This is a genomic window from Micromonospora endolithica, assembly GCF_003626595.1.
Classification (GTDB): domain Bacteria; phylum Actinomycetota; class Actinomycetes; order Mycobacteriales; family Micromonosporaceae; genus Micromonospora; species Micromonospora endolithica.
This window is the reverse complement of the sequence record NZ_RBAK01000006.1, coordinates 139127-161311: the sequence shown is the minus strand read 5'-3', so window position 1 is coordinate 161311 and position 22185 is coordinate 139127. Positions and strand designations below refer to the sequence as shown.

Here is a 22185-nt window from a genome sequence, read left to right as displayed (position 1 = left end):
GATGACGAACCCGTTCGAGGACCCGGAGGGCACCTTCCTGTCCCTCGTCAACGAGGAGGGCCAGTACTCGCTGTGGCCGGCGTTCGCGGACGTGCCGGCGGGGTGGAGCGTGACGCTCGGCCCGGCGGGTCGGGCGGAGTGCCTGCGGCACATCGAGACGCACTGGACGGACATGCGTCCACGAAGCCTGGTGCGGGCCCTGACGGCTCCGGACGTACGGCTGGAGGCGTGAGCTCCGGGCCCGGGCGTCGTCCTCGGGAAGCGATGGCGGGTCGGGGCGGGCCCGTGGCAGCATGCGGAGGATGACCCTCGGACTCGACGTACGCCGCCTCGCCGCGATCGACATGTGGGGCTCCGCGGGTGTCCGCTGGCGCCGGTGGGTCATCCTCGCCGAGTTCCTGCTCGGCGTCGTCGTGAGTGGCGCCCTCGGCGTCGTCTCGGTGTCCTCGGGCGGTGTCCTGCGGACGGTGGTGGGGTGCTGGCTGATCGGGCTGGCCGCCAACTACGTACCGCTGTCGGTGCACGCGCTCACACTGATCCGCCCCGGTGCGCTGGAGGCGGAGATCCGGGGCGTCGACGTTCCGGGCGAGCTGCGGCACTACACGACGGCACAATTGTGGGTCGTGGTGCCGCTGCTGCTGGTGGTCCTGGCCGTCGGTCAGTGGCGACGAAACAGTCGATAGTGGTCGGTCGCCAATTGGCCCATCCCACTTTCGGTTGAGCAATGTGGCCGATTGGCTTCGACCGTTGTCGACATGCAGTGATGCTCTGATCAGGGCACATAGACCTTCGTTCCTGTCCAACTTGATCTCGTGTGGCACTCGCGACACTTTGTCACGGGCCCTACACTTCGTTTGTCACGTGGCGGGACCGGGGGAGAGCTGATCGACGTGGAACGATTTGGTAACCCTTTTACAGAAGGCCGAGGGGGCTTCAGCGTCCTCGTCTTCGCCGACAACGAGTTGGCGCGCCGCGGCCTCAGCGACATGCTCAGCTCACTCGACTCGGTGACCGAGGTGAACACCTTCGTCGCCGCCTACCCCGACCACGTGCCCTGTGGCCGGCCGTACGACATCCTGGTGCTGGCGTGCGAGGACCTCGCCGCGACCGGGCCCTACCAGGTCGCCGACGCGGCGTTCAGCCAGGGCGCGAAGATCCTGCTGCTGCTGGGGCGCCGCTGCGAGAGCCTCGACGCGGTCACCCGCTTCCCCAGCAACGGCTTCCTGATCCAGGACGACGTCACCGAGGACGCGCTGGCCCAGGCGCTCAGCCGGATCGACAGCGGGGAGATCCCGATGCCGGCGATGCTGGCCAACCGGCTGCTGGAGCGCGCCCGCGGCACCACCCCGCAGGTCCGCGCCGACTGCACCAAGCTGACGCCCCGGGAACGCGAGACGCTGATCCTGCTGGCCGAGGGCCTGAGCAACAAGCAGATCGCCCGCCGGATGTTGATCTCCCAGCACGGCGTCAAGCGACTGGTGGCCAACATCCTGGCCAAGCTCAACTGCTCCAACCGCACCCTCGCCGCCGCGGTGGCCATCAAGCAGGGCCTGCTCGAAGAGGTCTGAGTCACCGCAAGCGGCGGGGCCGGTCCGATGTCCGCGACCGGCCCCGCTCCTGCTTTCAGGCGGACGAGACGCTGGCCACCGTGGGGAGGTGGCCGTTCTCCCGGGGCAGCACGCCCTCGCTGATCAACTGCCACACCGCCGTCACCGCGTCCTGCTGGGTCAGCGCGCCGGCCACCAGATGGTCGTGCAGGCTGACCACCATCTTGAAGATGAGCAGACCGTGCACCTCTGGTCGTAGGTCACCCCGCAGGCCACCGGTGTCGATGCCGGTCGCGATGGTCTCGATGAAGGGCTGCGGCAGGTTGGTCATCAGCGTGCGGAGGCGGGAGACCGCCGCGGACGAGAGGTCGGCCTGCTCCAGCGTGACCCAGCTCAGCCGGTGACGCTGACTCGCGAAGTAGGCGAGCAGCGCTTCGATGCAGCCACGCAGACGCGCGACCGGATCCTCCTCCCGCACATGGACGGCGCGCAGCGCCGCATGACAGTCGTCGACCTCCCGCTCCACGTGGGCGAGCAGCGCGTGCTCCACGTCCGGGAAGTACTTGTAGACCGTCGCCCGACCGATCCCCGCCCGCTGGGCCAGGGCTGCCATCGACGCCTTGGCGACGCCCTCCTCGGCGACCAGCTCGATCGCCGCGTCGATGATCCGTTCGCGGTATCGAGCCTTGTGGGTCTCGAGGGTGTCACGCCAGTCTTCCGCCACGGCTTCCTCCAAACCGTTCGAACTCGGCGCACCACCGAGACACAATGTATTGACACCAGACGCACTGTCTCGGAGACTCCTGAGTATATCGGCCCGAGGAGACCAGTATGGACCCAAGAACCGCTGTCTCACCTCCACCAGGTGGAGGATTAGTTGCGCCCGCAATCACCGCGTCTGGCCTGCGCAGGCGTTTCGGTAGCCGCTGGGCGGTCGACGGTGTCGACCTGTGCGTACCAACCGGTGAGATCTACGGGTTCCTGGGCCCCAACGGAGCCGGCAAGTCGACCACCGTACGCATGCTCTGCGCGCTGCTCACCCCCTCCGGAGGGTCGGCCACGGTGGCCGGGCACGACGTCGCGAGCGACCCGGTCGGCGTGCACCTGGCGATCGGCGCCGCCCTCCAGGCGACCGCCATCGACGACAAGCAGACCGGCCTGGAGCACCTGGAGTTGCAGGGCCGGCTGTACGGCCTGCGCGGCCCGGAGATCCGCCGGCGGATCGCCGAACTGGAGAACCTGATCGAGCTCGGGGACGCCGTCAAGCGCCCGGCCGGCACCTACTCCGGCGGCATGAAGCGTCGCCTCGACCTCGCGCTGGCCTTGATCCACAACCCCGGCGTGCTCTTCCTCGACGAACCGACCACCGGGCTCGACCCGGTCAGCCGGTTCGCACTCTGGGACGAGGTGCGCCGGCTCAACCGGGAGAGCGGCACCACGGTCTTCCTCACCACCCAATACCTGGAAGAGGCCGACGAACTCGCCGAGCGGGTCGGCATCATCTCCGACGGCAAACTGGTCGCCGAGGACACGCCCGACGCGCTGAAGCGGCGCATCGGCGCCGACATGGTGGTGGCCCACGTCGACGGTGACGCGGAGTCGGCCGCGGTGGGGCTCCGCGCGCTGCCGGAGGTCGAGGGCGTCGACGTGGTCGGCTCCGAGATCACCGCCCGGGTCGGCGACGGCCCGACCGCCGTCACCCCGGTCGCCGTCGCGCTCGCCAACGCCGGCGTGCCGGTGCAGAGCCTGACGCTGCGCCGGCCGACCCTCGACGACGTCTTCCTCTCGGTCACCGGTCAGCGGTTGGCCGGCGACCAGGCCCACGCCGAGCTCGCCACCGCAGGAGGGGCGCCCCGATGACCACCATGCCCGACGCCCTACCCGCCACCCGGGCGCAGGTGCCCACGCCCCGGCCCAACCTCGCCCGGCGCGCCGGCTTCGTCCGCGACGTGATCCACATCGCCGGCCGTTCCCTGCGGCAGGCCCGCCGCGAACCGGAGACGCTGTTCCCGCCGATCTTCGTGCCGGTCTTCTTCTTCGCGATCTTCATCGGCTCGCTGGAGAGCATCTTCGGCCAGGCCGGGATCGACGAGTTCCGCGCCTTCCAGCTCCCGGTGTCGATCGTCATCGCGGTGACCGGCGTGACCCGCGCGCCGTCGGTGGTCACCGACATCATGAACGGCTACTTCGACCGGTTGCTGCTCTCCCCCGTCAACCGGGTGGCGCTGCTGCTCGGGATGATGGTCGCCGATCTCGCCATCGTTGCCGCCCTCACCGTGCCGGTGCTCATCATGGGCGCCCTCGTCGGCGTGCAGTTCACCACCGGCGTGCTGGGCATGCTGGCGTTCGTCGGGGTGGCGCTGGCCTGGTCGCTGGCGTACGTCGGCATCCTCTACGCGGTGGCGCTGCGGACCGCCAACCCGACCGTGACCGCCCAGACGTTCCTGCTGTTCTTCCCGTTCGTCTTCCTCTCCACGACCATCGTCCCGCGCGAGGAGATGACCGGGTGGATGGACGCCGTGGCCGGGGTCAACCCGCTGACCTACGTCTACGGCGCGCTCCGGTCCCTGATCACCGAGGGCTGGTCGGTGACGCCGTTGCTGCACGGGTTCATCGCCATCGTGGTGGTGGGCGTCCTGGCGCACACCCTGGCGCACCTCGCACTGCGCGGGCGGGTGTCACGCGCCCGCCGCTGAACCCCACCGCGTGATCCACCGGCCCGTGGCTTTCCCCTCAGCCACGGGCCGGTTCATGTGCGCGTCGGCGTCGGCGAGGCCGGTGGACGTAGCCACCTGACTACCCCCGTCCTAGCCGAGATGACACCCCGCCCGGGCATTTCGAAGTGGTTGCGGTCTGACCAACATTTCCACTGTGCCCGGTCGCCAAACGCCAGCGCACAGAAGGTGGGGTTCCCATGCGCACGCACGCCTCCGAGTCCGCGCACACCGTCGTCGACCTGCTCCGCACCCGAGCCCGCGAGCAGCCGGACCGGCGGGCGTACCTCTTTCTCGACCGTGACGGCCTGGAACGCGAGAGCCTGACGTTCGCGGCCCTGGACCGGCGGGCCATGGCGATCGCCGCCCGGATACGCCGACACGCCGCGCCCGGCGACCGGGTGCTGATCCTGCATCCGCCGTCGCTGGAGTACATCGCCTGTTTCTTCGGGTGTCTCTATGCCGGCGTGGTGGCCGTGACGGCCTATCCACCCAACTTCACCCGGCGTCTGGAGCGCATCCGCGGCCTGGTCCGCGACTCCGCCCCCGCCCTGGCGCTGACCACCGACCGGATCAGCACCGCCGCCAGTGCCCGGTTCACCCAGGCGGAGGAGCTGGTCGGCTTCGAGTGGCTGGACACCGCCACCGTCGGGACCGCCGAGGCCGCCGGCTGGTGCCCGCCACGGATCGACGGCGACTCGCTGGCCTTCCTCCAGTACACCTCCGGCACCACCGGCGACCCGCGCGGCGTGATGGTGAGCCACGGCAACCTGCTCCGCAACGCGAGCACACTGCACGACGCCCTCGGCTACCACCCGGGCGACCGGATGGTCAGCTGGCTGCCGCCGTACCACGACATGGGTCTGATCGCCGGCGTGCTGCAACCCGTTCACGGCGGGTTCGAGGCGGTGCTGCTGGCGCCCGCGACGTTCGCGCTCGACCCGTTCCAGTGGCTGCAGGCCATCTCGCGCTACGGCGGCACCACGTCGTTCGCCCCCGACTTCGCCTACAACCTGTGCACCGACCGGATCGACGAGGAACGGCGGGCCGGGCTGGACCTCTCCACCTGGACCAGCGCGGTGGCCGGCGCCGAGCCCACCCGGGTGGAGACGCTGCGCCGCTTCGCCGAGGCCTTCGCCGGCTCCGGCTTCCGCCCCGAGGCGTTCCGCTCGGGGTACGGGCTGGCGGAGTCGACGCTCGCGGTGACCATCACCCGGACCGCGCCGGCCGAGCTGGACGTGAGTGCCAGCGCGCTGGAACGCGGCGAGGTCACCCCGGCGACGGACGGGACGGACCGCCGACGGCTGGTCAGCGTCGGCCCCGGCATCGACCCGGCGCAGTCCGTGGTCGTGGTGGACGCCGCGGACCGCCGGCTGCTGCCGGCCGGCGCGGTCGGCGAGGTGTGGGTGAGCGGACCGAGCGTCGCGCAGGGTTACTGGCGACGACCGGAGCAGACCCACGAGACGTTCCAGGCCCGGGTCACCACCGGCGAGGGGCCGTTCCTGCGCACCGGAGACCTGGGGTTCGTCCACGACGGCGAGCTGTTCGTGACCGGCCGGATCAAAGACATGATCATCGTACGCGGGCGCAACCTCTACCCGCAGGACGTCGAGCGGTGCGCGGTGACCAGCCACCCGGCACTGCGCTCGGGGTTGGCCGCCGCCGCCGGGCTGGACACCGAGGCCGGCGAGCAACTGCTCGTCGTCGCCGAGGTGCGCCGCGACGCCACCGAGCCGGACGTGGACGGCATCGTCGCGGCGATCCGGCAGGCGGTGACGGCCGAGTTCGACGTGGCCGTGCACGCCGTGGTGCTGGTGCGCGCCGGCACGCTACCGCGAACCTCCAGCGGCAAGGTGCAGCGGCACGCCGCGAAGCGGGGGTACGCGGCGGGTGACCTGACCGAACTCGCCCGGTGGACCGCCGTCGAGCCATCCCCGACCCGGGACCGGCCGGCGCCGGCCGAGGATCCGGCGACCTCGGTCGTGGAGATCGATACCGGCGCGGTCGAGTGCGCGACGGGCCCGACCGGACCGGGTGCGACGCGGGCGGACGGGACCGGGCGGGCGGACGGCTCCACGCCGTTGCGCGACCTGCTCGACGCGTTGCCCGAGGCCATGCGGACACCGGTGGTCAGTGCCGAGATCTGCCGGCGGATCGCCGCCACCCCGGGCGTCGACGCCGCCGCCGTCACCCCGGGCACCCCGCTCACGCTGCTCGGTCTCGACTCGCTGCGGGCGCTTCAGGTGCAGAGTGACCTCGAACGCGACCTGGCCGTACGCCTGCCGTTGGAGGAGTTCGCCGAATCCACCGTGGACCAGTTGGCCCGGCTGGTGACGGCCCGACTGGCCGGCCCGCGGGCCGACGACCCGGCCGGGGTCACCGTACTGCCGGCCCTGGTCGCGGACCCGGACCGCCGGGGCGAGCCGTTTCCGCTGACCGACCTGCAACACGCCTACCTGGTCGGCCGCAGCGGTGCCACCCGGCTCGGTGGCGTCTCCACCTACTGGTACACGGAGCTGGACTCCGCGTCGCTGGACGTGCCGCGCCTGGTGCGGGCCCTGGGCGCGTTGGTCGAGCGGCACGAGATGCTGCGCGCGGTCATCGGCTCGGACGGCACCCAGCGGATCCTGGCGGTGCCCGGCACCGTGCCGGTGCGGGAGATCGACCTGCGCGACGCCTCGCTCGACGAGGCCGACGAGGCGCTCGCCGCGGTACGCGAGGAGATGTCGCACCAGGTGCTGCCGCTGGACACCGGGCCGATGCTGGACGTGCGGATCAGCCGACTCCCGCTCGGGCACACACGAGTCCACATAGGATTTGATCTGCTGGTCGGCGACGTCCGCAGCGTGCAGATCCTGTTCGACGAGTGGCGTCGGTGGTATCTCGACCCGGACGCCACCCTGCCCGAGATCGGGGTGTCCTTCCGCGACTATCTGCTCGCCGCGCGCGCGCTGGAGGCCGGCCCCGGCTACGCCCGTTCCCGGGCCTACTGGTTGGACCGCCTGGACACCCTCCCCGGTGGGCCGGACCTGCCGTTGGCACCGACCGCGGCCGAGCTGCGCCGGTCCCGCTTCCACCGGCACGAGCACCGGATCGACGCCGGGACCTGGTCACGGATCAAGCGGGACGCGGCGGCACACGGTGTCACCCCGTCGGCGGTGCTGCTGGCCGCGTACGCGTCGGCGCTGGGCCGGTGGAGCGGCACGTCGCGGTTCTGCGTGGCCACCACGCTGTTCAACCGGCTGCCGCTGCACCCCGACGTGGACGCGGTGGTCGGCGACTTCACCTCGATCACCCTGCTGGAAATCGATCTCGGCGGCTCGCCGGCCCTGGGCGAGCTGGCCATCCGGATCCAGCGCCAGCTGTGGCGGGACCTGGAGCACCGGCACTTCAGCGGCGTACAGGTGTTGCGGGAGCAGGCCCGCCGACGCGGCGCGGCGCTGCCGGTGCCGGTGGTGTTCACCAGCGGCCGGGACAACGGTGAGATCCACACCCGGTGGCTCGGCGACACCGCGTTCTCGGTGTCGCAGACCCCGCAGATCTGGATCGACCACCAGGTCCGGGAGGAGGACGGCGCGGCCCTGGTGAGCTGGGACGCCGTCGACGAGTTGTTTCCGGACGGGTTGGTGGAGCAGATGTTCGCCGGTTTCGTCGACGTGCTCAACCGGCTCGGTTCCGGCACGGGTTGGACCGGCCCTGCCGAGGTGTCTCCCGCCGGGCTGGCCGAGCTGGTCGCCGGGGTGAACGCCACCCAGGCGCCGATACCCTCCGGACTGCTGTGGACCCGACTGGTCGAACACGCCACCGCCCACCCCGACGACCTGGCCGTGGTCGCCTCCGGCCGACACCTGACCTTCGGACAACTGCTCAGCAGGGCGTCGTTCACCGCCCACCGCCTCGTCGAAGCCGGCGTCACCCGCGGCGACCAGGTCGCCGTGATCATCGACAAATCCGTCGAACAGATCATCGCCGTCCTCGCCGCCGGACTCGCCGGCGCCGCCTACGTACCGGTCGACCCCTCAACCCCACCCGACCGGCAGGAATACGTCCTCACCCACGCCGAATGCACCGCCGTCCTGGTCCGCGCCGGCACGTCCGGCCACCCCGGCTCGGGCCTACCGATCCTGGTCGTCAACGCCGACGACGACACCGCCGTCGCCGACACCCCACCCGCCGTAGCCACCCAGGTCCAACCCGACGACCTGGCCTACATCATCTACACCTCCGGCTCCACCGGCCGACCCAAAGGCGTCGCCATCTGCCACCGCGCCGCCGTCAACACCTGCGTCGACGTCAACAACCGCTACCACGTCACCGCCAACGACGCCGTCCTCGGCCTGTCCGCCCTGTCCTTCGACCTCTCCGTCTGGGACATCTTCGGCGCCCTCGCCACCGGCGCCACCCTCGTCCTACCCGAACCCGACGCCAACCGCGACCCCGCCCGCTGGCACCACCTCATCACCCAACACCACATCACCCTCTGGAACTCCGTACCCGCCCTCATGGCCATGCTCGTCGAACACCTCGAAGCCACCGGCCACACCACACCCACCCTCCGCCGCGTCCTACTCTCCGGCGACTGGATCCCCACCGACCTACCCCACCGCATCACCACCATCGCCCCACACGCCAAAACCACCAGCCTCGGCGGCGCCACCGAAGCCGCCATCTGGTCAATCCTGCACGACATCGACCACGTCGACCCCACCTGGGACTCCATCCCCTACGGCCGACCCATGACCAACCAAACCTTCCACGTCCTCAACGACCGCCACCAAGAATGCCCCACCTGGGTCACCGGCCACCTCCACATCGGCGGCACCGGCCTCGCCAACGGCTACCACAACGACCCCCACAAAACCGCCAACGCCTTCATCACCCACCCCACCACCGGCCAACGCCTCTACCGCACCGGCGACCTCGGCCGACGCCTACCCGACGGCACCATCGAATTCGCCGGCCGCACCGACCACCAAGTCAAAATCGGCGGCCACCGCATCGAACTCGGCGACATCGAACACACCCTCACCACCCACCCCGCCGTCGAAACCGCCATCGCCACCGCCACCGGCGACCGCCACCACCGCCGCCTCACCGCCTACATCATCACCAACCCCGAACACCACCACGACCCACACCTCACCGACACCATCCGCACCCACGCCGCCACCCACCTACCCCCCTACATGATCCCCACCACCATCACCATCCTCGACACACTCCCCCTCACCCCCAACGGCAAAATCGACCGCAACAACCTCCCCGAACCCGGGATCGTGGTGGCCGACCACACGCCACCCCGTACCCCGCTGGAGCGGACCGTGGCCACCCAGCTCGGCCAGGTCCTCGGCACCCCGCAGGTCTGCGTGCGGTCCAACTTCTTCGAGCTCGGGCTCGATTCCGTGCTGATCCTGCGACTGCACCGTGAGCTGCGGACCGCCCTCGGGCGCGACTTCCCGCTCACGCTGCTCTTCGAACACACCAGCGTGCGGCGCCTGTCCGGGGTCCTCACCGGCACCGACGACGGCGACGCGGACCTGGACGCGGCCTTCGCCCGTGGCCAACGCAATCGTCGAGCCCGGCGACGTGTCGTCCGGTCCGGACAGGAAGAGGAGACAAGGTCATGAGGACCGACACCGTCGACATCGCCGTGATCGGCCTGGCCGGTCGATTCCCGGGGGCCCCCGACGTCACCCGCTTCTGGCACAACCTGCGGGCCGGCGTCGAGTCCATCCGCCACTTCACCGACGAGGAGCTGCTCGCCGCCGGCGTGGCCCCGGAGCTGGTGGCCGACCCCCGCTTCGTCAAGGCGTGGGGTGCGCTGGAGGACGCCGAACTCTTCGACGCCCGGTTCTTCGGCTACAGCGCGCGGGAGGCGGCGCTGCTCGACCCGCAGCACCGCATCTTCCTCGAGTGCGCGTGGGAGGCGCTGGAGGACGCCGGGCACACCCCGGGTTCGTACGACGGCTCGATCGGGGTGTACGCGGGCGCCAGCCTGTCCTCGTACCTGCTGGCCCACCTGCTGCCCGGCCGCGGCCTGGACGCATCCGCCGACGGCCTGGAACTGCTGGTCGCCAACGACAAGGACTATCTGGCCAGCCGGCTGAGCTACAAGCTCGACCTGGACGGCCCGGCGGTCTGCGTACAGAGTGCCTGCTCCACCTCGCTGCTCGCCGTGCACCAGGCCTGTCAGGCGCTGCTGGCCGACGAGTGCGACCTGGCGCTGGCCGGCGGCGTGACGGTGCGGTTCCCGCAGACGCGGGGCTACCTCTACCAGGAGGGCATGATCCTCTCGCCGGACGGGCACTGCCGCCCGTTCGACGCGCAGGCGAGGGGCACGGTCAGTGGCAGCGGCGCCGGCGTGGTGGTGCTGCGCCGCCTGGACGACGCGCTCGCCGACGGCGACCGGATCGACGCGGTCATCCGGGCCACCGCCGCGAACAACGACGGCGCCGCGAAGGTCGGCTACACGGCGCCGAGCATCCAGGGTCAGGCGAGGGTGCTGGCGGCGGCCATCGGACTGGCCGGGGTGCACCCGGAGAGCATCAAGGCGATCGAGGCGCACGGCACCGGCACCGCGCTCGGCGACCCGATCGAGATCGCCGCGCTGACCAAGGTCTTCCGCCGGCACACCGACCGGCGTGGCTACTGTGCGGTCAGCTCGGTGAAGAGCAACATCGGCCACCTGGACAGCGCCGCCGGCATCGCCTCGCTGATCAAGGCGGTGCTCCAGCTCAAGCACGGCGAGCTGGTGCCGAACGTCAACTACACCGCGCCCAACCCGGAGATCGACTTCGCGGCGACGCCGTTCCGGGTGAACGCGGAGCTCCAGCCGTGGAAGGCCAACGGCGATCCGCGACGCATCGGGGTCAGCTCCTTCGGGTTCGGCGGCACCAACGTGCACGCGATCCTGGAGGAGCCGCCGGCCCGGGACCTCTCCGGCGCCCGCCGAGACCGCCACCTGATCGTGGTATCCGCGCGCAGCGCCGCCGCGCTGGACGCGGCGACCGCCCGGCTGGCCGGTGCCTTCGCCGACGCCGACGCGCCCGACGACGCGCCGGAGCTGCTCGACGTCGCGGACGCGGCCTGGACGTTGCAGACCGGGCGGACCCACTTCGCGCACCGGCGAGCGGTCGTGGTGGAAGACGTACGCACCGCCGCCGGTGCGCTCGGCGACGGCGCGGGTCCGCGTACCCTCTCCGGCCGGGCGTCCGCCGAGGAGCCCGAGGTGGCCTGGCTCTTTCCGGGGCAGGGCAGCCAGTATCCGGGCATGGGCGCCGGGCTCTACCGCACCGAGCCGGTGTTCCGCGCCGAGGTGGACCGCTGCGCCGAGGTGCTGGTGCCGGCGCTCGGTTTCGACCTGCGCGACCTGCTGGTCGCCGCGGACCCGGCCGACCGGGCCGCCCGGACCCGGCTGTCGGACACGGCGGTCGCCCAGCCGGCGCTGTTCACCGTCGAGTACGCGATGGCCCGTCTCCTCACCTCGTGGGGGGTGCGCCGCGACGCGACGATCGGTCACAGCGTCGGCGAGTTCACCGCCGCCACCCTGGCCGGCGTGTTCGAGCCGGAGGAGGCGGTCCGGCTGGTGGCCGAGCGGGGCCGGCTGATGGGGGCCCAGCCGGCCGGCGCGATGCTGTCGGTCGCGCTCTCCCCGGAGGCCCTGGCGGGTCGGGTGCCGGCGGGCCTGGACGTCGCGGCGTTCAACGCGCCCGAGGTCTGCGTGGTGGCGGGCAGCCGGGACGACGTACGAGCCTTCGCGGCCACGCTGGAGGCCGAGGGTGTCGGGCACCGGATGCTGCACACCTCGCACGCGTTCCACTCGCGGATGATGGACGCGGTCGTCGGCCCGTTCGCCGCCGCGGTGGCCGCCGCGGCGCCGGCGGTGCCCACCGCGCCGATCCTCTCCGGGCGCACCGGCACCTGGCTGACCGGCACGGACGCCACCAGCCCGGAGTACTGGAGTGGCCAGCTGCGCGAGCCGGTCCGGTTCGCCGACGGGATGGTGCGCCTGCGCGAGCAGGGCACCGGCGTGCTGGTGGAGGTCGGCCCCGGCACCACCCTGTGCACGCTGGCCCGGCTGGCACCCGACGCGCGCGGCGTGCTGGCCGTGCCCACCATGCGCGCCCCGGACGCCGACGGCTCCGACGAGGCGGCGGCCCTGGAGGCCGTCGGCCGGCTCTGGCTGGGCGGCGTGGAGATCGACTGGGACGGGGTACACGACGGCGCGCGCCGCCGCCGGGTCGCCCTGCCGACCTACCCCTTCGAGCGCCGGCGCTACTTCGTCGAGGCACCCACCGTCACCGGCGGCACCGCACCCGGGATGGTGGTCGAGGAGCCGGACGACATCGACTTCGGCGCGGCCGAGACCCGTCCGGCGCTGACCACCGTCTACCTGGCTCCGCGGACCGACGTCGAGCGGCGGATCGCGGTCATCTGGCAGGACCTGCTCGGGGTGGCGCCGATCGGCGTCGACGACATCTTCGTGGAGTTGGGCGGCCACTCGCTGCTCGCCACCAAGGTGGTCACCCGGATCCAGCAGGACCTCGGTGTGCAGGTGCCGCTGCGCCGCCTGGTCAAGGCGTCGACCGTGGCCGCGCTCGCCGAGGTGGTCGCCGAGCTGCTGCCCGCGGCCGCGCCAGCCACGGCCACGGCCGCGCCCGCGCCGGTGGTCGACGACGAGATGCCGGTGGCGGAGCCGGACTGGGCGAACCTGCACGAGCCGTTCGGTCTCAGCGAGATCCAGCAGGCCCAGTGGATCGGCCGGATGGGCAACTTCAGCATGGGCAACGTCGGCGCGCACATGTACTGGGAGGTGGACCGGGACGACCTCGACGTCGAACGGCTCAACCAGGCGTGGAACCGGGTGCTGGCCCGGCACGCCATGCTGCGGGCCGTGTTCACCCGCGACGGTCACCAGCGGGTGCTGCCGGAGGTCACCCGGTACGACTTCCCCGTGGTCGACCTGCGCGACGAGACGCCGGAGGTGGTCGAGGTCCGGCTCGCCGAGATGCGCGAGGCGATGTCACACGAGATGCGGCCCGAGGACGCGTGGCCGCTGTTCGAGATCCGGGTGGTGCGACTGCCGGGCGGGTGTACCCGGCTGTTCCTCAGCTTCGAGCTGATGATGGCCGACATGGGCAGCATCCGGATCCTGCTCGCGGACTGGCGCGCCTACTACGAGCGGCCGGCCGAGGAGTTGCCCGAGCTGGGCATCTCCTTCCGGGACTACCGGCTGGCCGCGGAGAAGCTCAAGGAGACCTCGCTCTACCGCCGGTCGATGGACTACTGGCGCGAGCGGGTGGCCACCCTGCCCGCGCCGCCGGAGCTGCCGCTGGCCACGTCGCCGGAGCTGGTGCGGGAGCCGAAGTTCGTGCCCCGCAGCGCGCTGATCCCGGCCCCGGTGTGGGACACCGTCAAGCGGGAGGCCGCCACGCACGGTGTCACCCCGTCGGCGGTGCTGCTGGCCGCGTACGCGTGCGTGCTGGGCGGGTGGACCCGCTCGGGTCGGTTCACGCTCAACGTGACCACCAACATCCGGCTGCCCGTCCACCCCGACGTCGAGCGCCTGGTCGGCGGGTTCGCGTCCTTCACGCTGTTGCCGGTCGACCTGGTCGAGGACGATTCCATCCTGGGGGTGGCCCGCCGGTTGCAGGAGCAGAACTGGGAGGACCTGGAGTACCGCTACGTCAACGGCGTCGACATCCTGCGCGAGCTGGCCCGCCAGCGCGGCGGCACCGACGCGGCGATGATGCCGGCGGTGTTCACCAGCACCCTGGTCAACGAGAGCGAGGCCAACGAGTCGTCCATGGTGGACTGGCTGGGCCGGTTGGAACACCAGGTGATCCAGACCCCGCAGGTGTGGATCGACGCCGCGGCACTGGAGGTGGAGGCCGGCCTGGTGGTCGGCTGGCCCAGCGTGGACGAGTTGTTTCCGGACGGGTTGGTGGAGCAGATGTTCGCCGGTTTCGTCGACGTGCTCAACCGGCTCGGTTCCGGCACGGGTTGGACCGGCCCTGCCGAGGTGTCTCCCGCCGGGCTGGCCGAGCTGGTCGCCGGGGTGAACGCCACCCAGGCGCCGATACCCTCCGGACTGCTGTGGACCCGACTGGTCGAACACGCCACCGCCCACCCCGACGACCTGGCCGTGGTCGCCTCCGGCCGACACCTGACCTTCGGACAACTGCTCAGCAGGGCGTCGTTCACCGCCCACCGCCTCGTCGAAGCCGGCGTCACCCGCGGCGACCAGGTCGCCGTGATCATCGACAAATCCGTCGAACAGATCATCGCCGTCCTCGCCGCCGGACTCGCCGGCGCCGCCTACGTACCGGTCGACCCCTCAACCCCACCCGACCGGCAGGAATACGTCCTCACCCACGCCGAATGCACCGCCGTCCTGGTCCGCGCGGGCACGTCCGGCCACCCCGGCTCGGGCCTACCGATCCTGGTCGTCAACGCCGACGACGACACCGCCGTCGCCGACACCCCACCCGCCGTAGCCACCCAGGTCCAACCCGACGACCTGGCCTACATCATCTACACCTCCGGCTCCACCGGCCGACCCAAAGGCGTCGCCATCTGCCACCGCGCCGCCGTCAACACCTGCGTCGACGTCAACAACCGCTACCACGTCACCGCCAACGACGCCGTCCTCGGCCTGTCCGCCCTGTCCTTCGACCTCTCCGTCTGGGACATCTTCGGCGCCCTCGCCACCGGCGCCACCCTCGTCCTACCCGAACCCGACGCCAACCGCGACCCCGCCCGCTGGCACCACCTCATCACCCAACACCACATCACCCTCTGGAACTCCGTACCCGCCCTCATGGCCATGCTCGTCGAACACCTCGAAGCCACCGGCCACACCACACCCACCCTCCGCCGCGTCCTACTCTCCGGCGACTGGATCCCCACCGACCTACCCCACCGCATCACCACCATCGCCCCACACGCCAAAACCACCAGCCTCGGCGGCGCCACCGAAGCCGCCATCTGGTCAATCCTGCACGACATCGACCACGTCGACCCCACCTGGGACTCCATCCCCTACGGCCGACCCATGACCAACCAAACCTTCCACGTCCTCAACGACCGCCACCAAGAATGCCCCACCTGGGTCACCGGCCACCTCCACATCGGCGGCACCGGCCTCGCCAACGGCTACCACAACGACCCCCACAAAACCGCCAACGCCTTCATCACCCACCCCACCACCGGCCAACGCCTCTACCGCACCGGCGACCTCGGCCGACGCCTACCCGACGGCACCATCGAATTCGCCGGCCGCACCGACCACCAAGTCAAAATCGGCGGCCACCGCATCGAACTCGGCGACATCGAACACACCCTCACCACCCACCCCGCCGTCGAAACCGCCATCGCCACCGCCACCGGCGACCGCCACCACCGCCGCCTCACCGCCTACATCATCACCAACCCCGAACACCACCACGACCCACACCTCACCGACACCATCCGCACCCACGCCGCCACCCACCTACCCCCCTACATGATCCCCACCACCATCACCATCCTCGACACACTCCCCCTCACCCCCAACGGCAAAATCGACCGCAACAACCTCCCCGAACCCGGGGTGGTCGCGGTCGAGCGGGAACGGGGCGAGCTGACGCCGCTGGCGGTACGGCTGTGCCAGATCGCGGCGCACGCCATCGGCGTCGACGAGGTCGACCCGTGGGCGAACTTCTTCCAGCTCGGTGGCGACTCGATCATCGGTGTGCGGATCATCAGCCAGGTCAACGACCAGGGCATCGACCTGCGGCTCCAGGACCTCTTCGAGGCGCAGTCCATCGTGGACCTGGCCGAACGGCTGGAGGCGCGCGGCGCCGTGGCGACCACCCCGGGCGGCCAGGTCGCCCTGACACCGGTCACCGCGTTCCAGTCACGCCTGCTCGCGGTGGCCGCGCCCGGCCTGCCGGCCGGAGCCCACCGGGTCGACCTCCACGTCGAGCCGGAGCTGTGCGTCGACGCCGCTCGCGAGGCGGTCCGCCAGATCATCAGCCGGCACCCGGCACTGCGTACCCGCTTCGCGGTGACCGGTGACGACGGCTGGTGCCAGGCGGCGGTGCCGGCCGACGAGTTCTCCGCCCACCTGCCGGTGATCGAACTGGGCGCGCTGCCGGCCGAGGTACGGGCCGAGGCGGTCGCCCAGATGGCCGACGAGATGCGCGAGGAACTCGACGTCGAACGCGGGACGGTCTTCGCCGCCGCCCTGTTCGACCTCGGCGCGGACGGCCGGGTGCTCACCCTGCTCGCCTCGGAGCTGGTGGTCGACGCCGGCTCGTGGGAGGTCGTGGTCTCCGAGTTCCTGAGCATCACCCAGCAGCTGCGCAACGGCGACAACGTCGTACTGGCCCCGCCGACCGACCCGTTCACCCGGTGGGTCGAGCAGTCCCCGCAGGCGGCCGGTGCCGCGGTCGTGGCCGTCGAGCCGGCCGCGGCACCGGAGGGGCCCCCGCACCACGCGGTGAGCCAGCTCAGCGCCGACGAGACCGAGCGGCTCACCGACGCGACCCGACGCGGCTACCGGCTGAGCCTGACCGAGACCGCCCTGGCGGCGCTCACCCGGGCCGCCGGGCGCACCGGTCTGGACGGCCCGGTGCTGGTGGTGAGCGATCGGCGGGACGACGGCACGGTGGACACCTCCCGCACGGTGGGCGCGTTCCTGTCCGTCGCCGAGGTGCCCGGCGCGCTCCGCGCGGACACCGACGACCTGGCCGTGCTGCTGCCGGCGGTCAAGGACTGGACCCGCTCCAGCACCGGCGGAGCGTACGGGCCGGCCCGGTTCGCCCTGCACGTGCTGGAGCGCTTCGGCGAGGGGTCGCGACTGGCCCGGCTGCTGCCACCCGGCAATCCCGCGCCCTGGCCCCGCTGGGAGCGGGACAGCCTCGGCGCGGCCGTCCGGCTCACCGTCGTCGACTACGCCGGTGGCCTGCACATCCACTGGAGCAGCACCGACCCGGCGGTCGACCTGCCGAGCCTGGCGGACGCCTTCGAGACCGCCCTGCGCGACATCGCCACGCACAGCGGCGACCAGGGGGCGGGCCAGGTCTCGGCCGGTGACTTCCCGCTCGCCGACCTCGGCGCCGACGACCTGGCCGCGGTGCTCGACGACATGGAGGAGCTGTGACGACCACCGAGACGATCGGCCTGCCGGTCACCGCGCTGTCCGAGCGGCACGCCGCCTGGCGGGACGCGGTCCGCGACTTCGCCGAGACCGAGGTACGCCCCCTGGTGGGGGAGATGGACGCCGCGTCGGCGCTCGACCCGACCCTGCTCAAGAAGCTGGTGCCGGCGGGCCTGATGGGCATCGAGGTCCCCCGGGCGTATGGCGGCGCCGGCCACGACCTGCTCGCGGTGCTCATCGCGATCGAGGAACTGGCCGCCGTCGACCCGGCCGTGGCGGTCTTCGTCGACGTGCAGAACGCCCTGGTGGCCAGCGCGGTGCTGCGCCACGGCACCGGCGACCAGAAACGCCGTTACCTGCCCCGTCTGGCGACCGGCCTGGCCGGCGCGTACGCGATCTCCGAGGAGCAGGCCGGCAGCGACGCCTTCGCGCTCTCCACCCGCGCCGAGGCCGACGGCCGGGGATACCTCCTGCACGGACGCAAGTGCTGGACGACCAGCGCCGCCGAGGCCGGCCTGTTCCTGGTGTTCGCGCGGGTCGACGGCGCGTCCGGCGGGCTGACCGCGTTCCTGGTGGACCGCGACTCGCCGGGGCTGACCGTCGGTCCGCCGAAGGCCAAGCTCGGCATCCGGGCCAGCTCCACCTGCGACGTACGGCTCGACGGGGTGCCGGTGGGGCGGGAGAACGTGCTGGGCCGGGTGGGCGCCGCCGACCTGCTGGCGATGGAGACGCTCAACATCGGCAAGCTGGGCATCGCGGCGCAGCTCGTCGGGCTGGCCCGCGGGGCGCTGCACGAGGCGCTGACCTATGCGCAGCGGCGCGAGCAGTTCGGCGAGGCGATCGTGTCGTACCAGGGGGTGCTGTTCCCGCTGGCGCGGCTCGCCGCCGAGCTGGAGGCGGCCCGCGTCCTGCTCTACGACGCGGTGCGGGTGCTGCACCACGGCACCGCCACCGACCGCCTGCGGGTCAGCGCGATGGCCAAGTACCTGGCGTCCGAGGTGGCCGAGCGCGCCGCGTCGCAGGCGGTGGAGACGTTGGGCGGCAACGGGTTCACCACCGCTCACCCGGTGGAGAAGCTGTACCGGGACGCCAAGGTCGGCAAGATCTACGAGGGTACGTCCAACATCCAGTTCCGGACCATCGGCGCGATCCTGGTCGGCGCGGGCGGTGAGCGGCCGTGGTGAGCCCGCTGACCCTCTACTGCCTGCCGTACGCCGGCGGCTCCGCGCGGGTGTTCGCCGACTGGGCGGACAGTCTTCCGGCCGGCGTCACCATCGAGGCGCTGGAGCTGCCCGGGCGCGGCCTGCGTTTCCACGAGGACCCGGTCGACCGGCTGGAGCCCCTGGTCGCCGAGCTGCTGGGCGCGGTGCTGTCCCGGCCGGGGCAACGCTTCGCGGTGCTCGGCTACAGCTACGGGTCGCTGCTCGCCTTCGAGCTGTGCCGGCGGCTGGAGCACTACTACGGGCTGGTCGCGGAGCACCTGTTCGTGGCGGCGATGCGCGCGCCCGGCGTACCCCGGGTCGAGCCGCCGGTGTCGGCGCTGCCCGACGACCGCTTCCGCGACCACATCCGCTCCCTCGGCGGCACACCGCCGGAGGTCTTGGCGCACGACGCGCTGATGGAGATCCTGCTGCCGGTGCTGCGGGCCGACTTCACCGTGGTGGACGACTACTCCTACCGCGGGCTGCCGGTCAGCTGCCCGGTCACCGCGTTCGGCGGCTTCGACGACGTCGGGGTCACCCCCGACGCGCTCACCGCCTGGACGGGCTGCACGACCGGCCCGTTCGCCCTTCAGATGTTCCCCGGCGGCCACTTCTTCCTGCGCACCGCGCGGGACGAGCTGCTGTCGCGCCTGGCCGGCACGCTAGCCCCGATCGCCGGCCCGACACCGCTACGGAGGCGGGCATGAGCCGTACCAACCTGGACGACGTCTACGAGCTGACCCCGATGCAGCAGGGCATGCTCTTCCACCACCTGTACGCACCCGACGAGGGCTTCTACGTCGAGCAGACCGTGCTCACCCTCACCGGCAGCCCGGACCAGGAGGCGTTCTGGCGGGCCTGGCAGCTGGTGGTGGACCGCCACCCGGCACTGCGCACCGCGTTCCGCTGGGACGGCATCGCCAAGCCGGTGCAGGCGGTGCACACCCGGGCGGCGCTGCCGCGCGAGACCCACGACTGGCGGGACCTGCCCGTCGCCGAGCAGCGGCGGCTGCTCGACGAGCTGCTGCGCGACGAGCGGCGGCGCGGCTTCGACCTGGAGACTCCGCCGATCATGCGGGTCGGGTTGTGCCTGCTCGCCGACGACCGCTTCCAGATCGCGCTGCGCCTGTCGCACCTGGTGGTGGACGGGTGGTCGGTCGGCCTGATGATGTCCGACTTCACCGCGGCCTACAAGGCGTACGTGCGGGGCCGGGAGCCGGTGCTGCTGGCGCCGGGACGCTTCCGCGACTACGTGGCCTGGTGGAAGCGGCAGGACCCGGAGGCGGCCGGGCCGTTCTGGCGCCGCTACCTGGCCGGCTACCAGCCGGCACCGCTGCGCCTGGACGCCGACGCCGCCCCGGCCGGCGACACCGCCTTCGACTGGGTCGATGAGTCCCTCGGCGACCTCGCCGCCGAATTGCGCGCGTACTCGCAGCGGCACCGGCTCTCCCTGCACACCCTGGTGCAGGGGGCGTGGACGCTGGTGCTGGGGCGGGCCACCGGCTGCGCCGACGTCGCCGTCGGCACCACCTTCGCCCACCGTCCCGCCGACCTGCCCGGCGCGGAGTCGATGGTCGGCTGTCTGGTCGGCACCGTGCCGGTACGCAGCACGCTGGAACCGGACCGCCCGGTGGTGGCCTGGCTGCGGGCCATCCAGGACGACATCATCGCCGTCCGCGACAACGCCGCCACCGGGCTGGCCGACATCCAGCGGTGGAGCAGCGCACCCGCCGGCGCCGACCTCTTCGAGAGCATCGTCGGCTTCCAGAACATGCCGTTGCCGCCGTTCACACTGGGCGATGAGGGGCTGGGCCTGGAGGGCTTCCAGCTGCACACGCGCCCGCACACGCCCCTGGTGCTGATGGTGCTTCCGGGCGACGACCTGCCGCTGCACCTCATCCACGACCGTCGGCGCGTCGACCCGGTCCGGGCGCGGGCGCTGGTCGCCGGCGTACACGACGTGCTCGCCGCCCTCGTGCGCGACGACCCGGCGCGCCTCGGCGACATCCCGGACGCGGTCGCACCGGCGCGGCCGGCCGCCGCCCCGACGGCGCAGCCGGCCGCCGCGCCGGCCGCGTTTGCCCCGGCCGCCGGGACGGAGACCGAGGCGGCCCTGAGCGCCCTCTTCGCCGACCTGCTCCAGTTGGCGCACGTCGGTCGCGACGACAACCTGGTCGAGCTGGGCCTGCACTCGCTGCTCGGCACCCGTGCGGCCAACCGGATCCACGACGAGTGGCGGACCCTGTTGCCGTTGCAGGCGCTGTTCGCCGGGCCGACCGTGGCCCGCCTGGCGGCGCTGATCGAGGCCGGTGGCGTCGCCGACGACCGTGCCCGCGACCCGCGCGGCCACGTCGACGTGGTCCGGGAGGCCGTGCTGGACCCGGCGATCACCGGCCGGGGGCAGGTGCGGTGGGCGGCCGAGCCGCGGCGGGTGCTGCTCACCGGCGGCACCGGCTACCTGGGTAGCGCCCTGCTGGAACGGCTGCTGCGCGACACGCCCGCCACCGTGGTCTGCCTGGTCCGCTCGCTGGACCCGGCCGACGGTCGCCGCCGGGTACGGGAGGCACTGACCGCCGCCGGCCGTTGGGACGACGGGTTCGACGCCCGGATCGAGGTGCTGCCCGGGAACCTGTCGCAACCGCGCCTCGGTCTCAGCCCGGACGCCTTCGGGGCGCTCGCCGACGACCTCGACGAGATCTACCATCTGGGCGCGGTGGTGAACATCCTGCCGCCCTACCGGCGGGTCCGGCCGACCAACGTGGACGGCACCCGGGAGGTGCTGCGACTGGCCACGTCGGGCAGCGCGGGAGCCGTCCCGGTGCACTACGTGTCGCCGGCGGAGGTCACCGACCTCGGCGACGACGAGCGCTCCGGTCGGGAGGTCTTCGTCGACACCCCGCCGCCACACCTCTACAACGGCTACATCCAGTCGCAGTGGGTGGCCGACCGCGTCGTCGGTGAGGCCGCGGCCCGGGGCGTGCCGGTGGTGCTCACCCGGGCGGCCCGGCTGGTCGGCAGTCCGGCGACCGGCCGGTGGAAGGTCGGCGACGTGGTCAGCGACATCGTGCGGGGTTGCGTCGCCCTGGGCCTCGTCCCGGAGAGCGACATCGCGCTGCCGGTCTCGACGGTCGAGCACGTGGCGGCCGGCATCGCCGCGCTCGCCCGCCGCCGGGACGCGCTCGGGCAGGCGTACCACCTGACCGCGGCGGCGCCGTTCACCTTCGCCGAGCTCGCCGGCGCCCTGTCCGACCGCGGCTACCAGGTCGCCGGGGTGCCGCTGGAGCAGTGGTACGCCGAACTGGTCCGGCTGTCCCGGCGCGACCCGGACGGCCGGTGGGACCTGGTGCTCTCGGTGCTCGGCCCGTGGGTGCGGGCCAACGCCGACGGATGGCGGGAGCCGCTCTACGACACCGCCCGGGCACGCGCGGTGCTCGGTGACGACGTGTCCGCCCCCGAGGTCGGGCGAGAGTTCATCGGACGGTGCCTGGACCACTTCGTCGCCATCGGCCACGTACCGGCCCCATCCGCGGCCGGCGCGCCGGCCGGGCTCTCGAACGTCACGTCGGTGCGGGGGTGAGCAC

Annotated in this window: 11 protein-coding genes and 2 pseudogenes; 12 read left to right on the top strand and 1 reads right to left on the bottom strand. The window is 72.1% G+C overall.

Annotated features, from left to right (window positions below; genetic code table 11):
• Position 1 precedes the first annotated feature (1 nt).
• From D7223_RS17110 to D7223_RS17100, 3 genes are all read left to right on the top strand, one after another.
• Entirely contained in the window at positions 2-232 is a 231-nt protein-coding gene (locus D7223_RS17110; RefSeq protein ID WP_120729402.1) for an MbtH family protein, read from the top strand.
• Positions 233-302: 70 nt separating this feature from the next.
• Positions 303-683: a hypothetical protein gene (locus D7223_RS17105; RefSeq protein ID WP_120729401.1), complete on the top strand. Its 381-nt coding sequence runs from the start codon at positions 303-305 to the stop codon at positions 681-683.
• A gap of 207 nt (positions 684-890) precedes the next feature.
• Positions 891-1568: a response regulator transcription factor gene (locus D7223_RS17100; RefSeq protein WP_147252555.1), complete on the top strand. Its 678-nt coding sequence runs from the start codon at positions 891-893 to the stop codon at positions 1566-1568.
• A gap of 55 nt (positions 1569-1623) precedes the next feature.
• Here D7223_RS17100 and D7223_RS32535 read toward each other — a convergent pair whose 3' ends face one another.
• Entirely contained in the window at positions 1624-2271 is a 648-nt protein-coding gene (locus D7223_RS32535; RefSeq protein WP_158610902.1) for a TetR/AcrR family transcriptional regulator, read from the bottom strand.
• Positions 2272-2378: 107 nt separating this feature from the next.
• On the opposite strand from D7223_RS32535, the gene D7223_RS17090 reads away from it, so the two are divergent.
• The 9 genes and pseudogenes from D7223_RS17090 to D7223_RS17060 all read left to right on the top strand — a co-directional run bounded on the left by D7223_RS17090 (position 2379) and on the right by D7223_RS17060 (position 22181).
• A complete protein-coding gene (locus D7223_RS17090) occupies positions 2379-3407 on the top strand; it encodes an ATP-binding cassette domain-containing protein (RefSeq protein WP_120729399.1) in 1029 nt (342 codons plus the stop codon).
• Entirely contained in the window at positions 3404-4243 is an 840-nt protein-coding gene (locus D7223_RS17085; protein ID WP_202864666.1) for an ABC transporter permease, read from the top strand. The genes D7223_RS17090 and D7223_RS17085 overlap by 4 nt, the downstream gene beginning before the upstream one ends.
• A 218-nt stretch (positions 4244-4461) precedes the next feature.
• Positions 4462-9888, top strand: a complete 5427-nt coding sequence (locus tag D7223_RS17080) for a non-ribosomal peptide synthetase (protein ID WP_120729398.1) — start codon at positions 4462-4464, stop codon at positions 9886-9888.
• Positions 9885-12314: pseudogene (locus D7223_RS34315) on the top strand (type I polyketide synthase); the annotation flags it as partial. The gene D7223_RS17080 and the pseudogene D7223_RS34315, both read left to right, overlap by 4 nt.
• 360 nt (positions 12315-12674) lie before the next feature.
• Positions 12675-12809: pseudogene (locus D7223_RS34310) on the top strand (phosphopantetheine-binding protein); the annotation flags it as partial.
• A gap of 132 nt (positions 12810-12941) precedes the next feature.
• Positions 12942-17405 carry an amino acid adenylation domain-containing protein gene (locus D7223_RS34305; protein WP_420330323.1) on the top strand — a complete coding sequence of 1488 codons (4464 nt, stop codon included), beginning with the start codon at positions 12942-12944 and terminating at the stop codon, positions 17403-17405.
• Positions 17402-18586: an acyl-CoA dehydrogenase family protein gene (locus D7223_RS17070; protein ID WP_238162080.1), complete on the top strand. Its 1185-nt coding sequence runs from the start codon at positions 17402-17404 to the stop codon at positions 18584-18586. The genes D7223_RS34305 and D7223_RS17070 overlap by 4 nt, the downstream gene beginning before the upstream one ends.
• A complete protein-coding gene (locus D7223_RS17065) occupies positions 18580-19311 on the top strand; it encodes a thioesterase II family protein (protein ID WP_120729396.1) in 732 nt (243 codons plus the stop codon). Before D7223_RS17070 ends, D7223_RS17065 begins: the two co-directional genes overlap by 7 nt.
• Positions 19308-22181 (top strand): thioester reductase domain-containing protein, encoded by a 2874-nt coding sequence (locus tag D7223_RS17060; RefSeq protein ID WP_120729395.1) that lies wholly within the window; start codon positions 19308-19310, stop codon positions 22179-22181. Before D7223_RS17065 ends, D7223_RS17060 begins: the two co-directional genes overlap by 4 nt.
• Positions 22182-22185 lie beyond the last annotated feature (4 nt).

Bases quoted from the DNA above. Each gene is read 5' to 3' on its own strand.
- D7223_RS17110 (WP_120729402.1), top strand. From the start codon at position 2: ATGACGAACCCGTTCGAGGACCCGGAGGGCACCTTCCTGTCCCTCGTC.
- D7223_RS17105 (WP_120729401.1), top strand. From the start codon at position 303: ATGACCCTCGGACTCGACGTACGCCGCCTCGCCGCGATCGACATGTGG.
- D7223_RS17090 (WP_120729399.1), top strand. From the start codon at position 2,379: ATGGACCCAAGAACCGCTGTCTCACCTCCACCAGGTGGAGGATTAGTT.
- D7223_RS17085 (WP_202864666.1), top strand. From the start codon at position 3,404: ATGACCACCATGCCCGACGCCCTACCCGCCACCCGGGCGCAGGTGCCC.
- D7223_RS17080 (WP_120729398.1), top strand. From the start codon at position 4,462: ATGCGCACGCACGCCTCCGAGTCCGCGCACACCGTCGTCGACCTGCTC.
- D7223_RS34305 (WP_420330323.1), top strand. From the start codon at position 12,942: ATGCCGGTGGCGGAGCCGGACTGGGCGAACCTGCACGAGCCGTTCGGT.
- D7223_RS17060 (WP_120729395.1), top strand. From the start codon at position 19,308: ATGAGCCGTACCAACCTGGACGACGTCTACGAGCTGACCCCGATGCAG.